Source organism: Kitasatospora sp. NPDC127067, assembly GCF_042724755.1.
GTDB lineage: Bacteria > Actinomycetota > Actinomycetes > Streptomycetales > Streptomycetaceae > Kitasatospora > Kitasatospora lactacystinica.
This window is the reverse complement of sequence record NZ_JBHXEM010000282.1, coordinates 1-2,722: the sequence shown is the minus strand read 5'-3', so window position 1 is coordinate 2,722 and position 2,722 is coordinate 1. Positions and strand designations below refer to the sequence as shown.

Genomic DNA, 2,722 nt, shown 5'->3' with positions numbered 1-2,722 from the left:
AGGTCGCCGGGTTCGGTGTCGCCGCCGAGGCCGGCGATGCGCTCGCCCTCGACGGCGAGGCGGTCGCCGTCGACGACGCCGCCGGGCAGGACCAGCCGGGCCCCGGCCAGGGTGATGCGGTTCGTGACGATCATGGGTGGGTCCTGGATGCCGTTCGCGGGGAGGGGCGGAGTCTCGGGCAGGGGAAGAGGGGCAGGGGAACGCCGACCGCCCGGCCCACGGGAACCGGTCCGGTGGGCCGGGCGGCGCGGATCACGGCTGGACGGCCAGCGCGAACACGTGGATCGCTGCGGCGCTCGGCAACGTGACGGAACGGATCGTCTTGCCCGGCGTCAACGGGACGGTGTTGGTGAAGACGCCGTAGCCGGTGCCGAAGTTGCCCGGTCCGGTGGGCGTGTTGCGGTGGTCCGTGGTGAACGCGGTCTTCGCGCCGTAGGCGTCGGTCGGGGTGCAGCACCAGTTGGGGAAGCCCAACCGGCCGCTGCTGGTGGTGCCGTCGGTGTAGGCGACGGTGACCGTGCCGGAGGCGAAGCCCGCTTCGGCGCCGAGGAAGCCCAGCGCGCTGCCCTGGCCGCTGAAGGTGATCTCCTGGCCGGCGGCCGACACGTTGTCGTTGGTGCCCGCGGCCGCGGACGGCCAGGTGAAGCTGAGGCTGTTGGCGCTGATCGTGGCGCCCGCGGTGGCGCCGGCCCGGGCCAGGGCCTGCGCCGAGTAGCTGTTCCCGGCGCCGTCGAAGTTGCCGGGAGCGGTGTCGCTCTCGGAGGTGGCGCCGACGTTGTTGAACGCGGCCTCCAGCGACGGGTAGGGCACGGTCCGCACGATCGTCTGCTCACCGCTGACGGTGTCGACCCCGGCCGGCCGGGCCCGGTAGCTCGCGGTGGCGGTGATCGCCGTGACCGTGGTCCCGGGAGCGCCCTGGGGGCCGTGCACCGTCACCGTGGCCGACGCGGTCGCGCCCGGCGCGATGCGCGGGAGCGCGACGGTCGCCGGGGTGACGGTCCAGTCGGCGGGGGCGCTGATCCGCAGGTTGGTGTCGTTCAGCGCGACGGCGCCGTTGTCGGCCAGGGTGATCCGGTACGTCCCGGGTTCCTGGGCCGTGCTGACGTCCTGCCAGGTGACGGCGGTGGCGGGGGCCAGGCCGTGGGTCGCGCCGGGGTGGACCCGGTAGAGCACCGTGGCGTGCGGCGGCACGTTCGCGGAGATCACGCCGGTCGTCCCGACGGCCTGCTTGGTCACCAGGTCGTCGAGCCTGTAGCCGGCGGCAGCGGGCAGGCCGGCCCGGGCGGCGGTCGTGGTGATGGTCTGCGCGGTGTCGGAGGAGTTGAAGAGCGCGACCGCGCGGTCCCCGCCAGCCAGCGGCTTGCTCAGCACGTCGTAGCCGGTTCCGTGCTGGACGACCCGCCCCTGGACGCCCAGCCGGTCCTGGTCGACGGCGATGACGTCGCGATTGCCGAGCAGGTCCAGCGCGGCCGGGGAGAGGCGGGTGAGGTCGGTGCTGGAGATCAGCGGCGCGGCCATCATGGCCCACAGCGAGATCTGGCTCTGCATCTCGTCCTGGCTGAGCCCGGAGTCGCCGGCGAGCAGGAAGTCTGGGTCGTTCCACCGGCCGGGGCGCTGCAGATCGGCCAGTCCGACGTTGTAGCCGTAGTTGTACATGATCGACGCCCACTTCTCGGCGCCACTGGCCTGGCCGAGTGCGATGTCCGCGCCCTCCCGCCACAGGTTGCCGAGCGGCGCGGACCAGCGGATCACCGAGTCCCAGTTCGGCGTGCCCTGGAAGTAGGCGGGCGCGGAGATCGAGAAGACCATCCTGCGGTGGGTGTTGAGCAGCGCCCGGCTCATCGCGGTGTAGGTGTCGCGGTAGCTCTGCTCCTCGGTCTCACCGGGCTTGACCGGGACGTTGCAGCCGTCGAGCTTGACGTAGTCGACGGCCCAGGACGCGAACAGGTCCGCGTCCTGCTGCCAGTGGTCGAGGGAGCCGGGGTAGCCGCCGCAGGTGGTGGTCCCGGCGTCCTCGTAGATGCCGAACTTCAGGCCGAGGTCGTGGACTTGACGGCCGATGTAGGCCATGCCGTGCGGGAACAGCTGCGGGTCGGCGACCAGGTTGCCCTGGGCGTCGCGCTGCCCGGACATCCAGCAGTCGTCGATGGTGACGGTGTCGTACCCCTTCTTCGCCAGCCCGGTGGAGACGAGGGCCCGGGCGTTGTCGAGGATGGTCTTCTCGTCGATCCCGCACTGGTAGTACGACCAGTCGTTCCAGCCCATGGGCGGCGTGGGGGCGTAGTTGGGGTACTCGGCGACGGTGCCGGGCGGGGTTGGCTCGGCGGCGACCGCGGGCTGCGCCAGGAGCGTGGCGGTGGACACGGCGGCGAGCGTCGTACAGCAGGCGACGGTGGTACGGAGCCACCGGCGGAGGGCAGTTGACACGCTTCGACCTCACGGGATCTCGGGGTCAGGGCATGGATGGCTGCTGTGGTCCCAGCCGGATCATTTGTACGGGGCTCTGCTCGTTCCTGACAAGATGACGGGCGAAATAAGCAGTAACACGCACTCAATATGCAAAGTCCGAGCACGAGTGCACCTGGGGACCGGCCCGGCCGAGCAGCACCGGACGCAGGAGCGGGGCCGGCCGGGCCCCCGCCGAGTAACGGGCCCCCGGGCGGTGGCGGGCGGGGTGTTGCGGATACCCGCGGGGGGGTGGGGGAGCGCAGGGGGCAGGGCG

General features: G+C 72.0%; 1 protein-coding gene. It reads right to left on the bottom strand.

What is annotated here, in order from left to right; genetic code table 11:
* Positions 1-252: 252 nt before the first annotated feature.
* Entirely contained in the window at positions 253-2,364 is a 2,112-nt protein-coding gene (locus ACFWJ4_RS41390) for an NEW3 domain-containing protein (RefSeq protein ID WP_380554590.1), read from the bottom strand.
* Positions 2,365-2,722 lie beyond the last annotated feature (358 nt).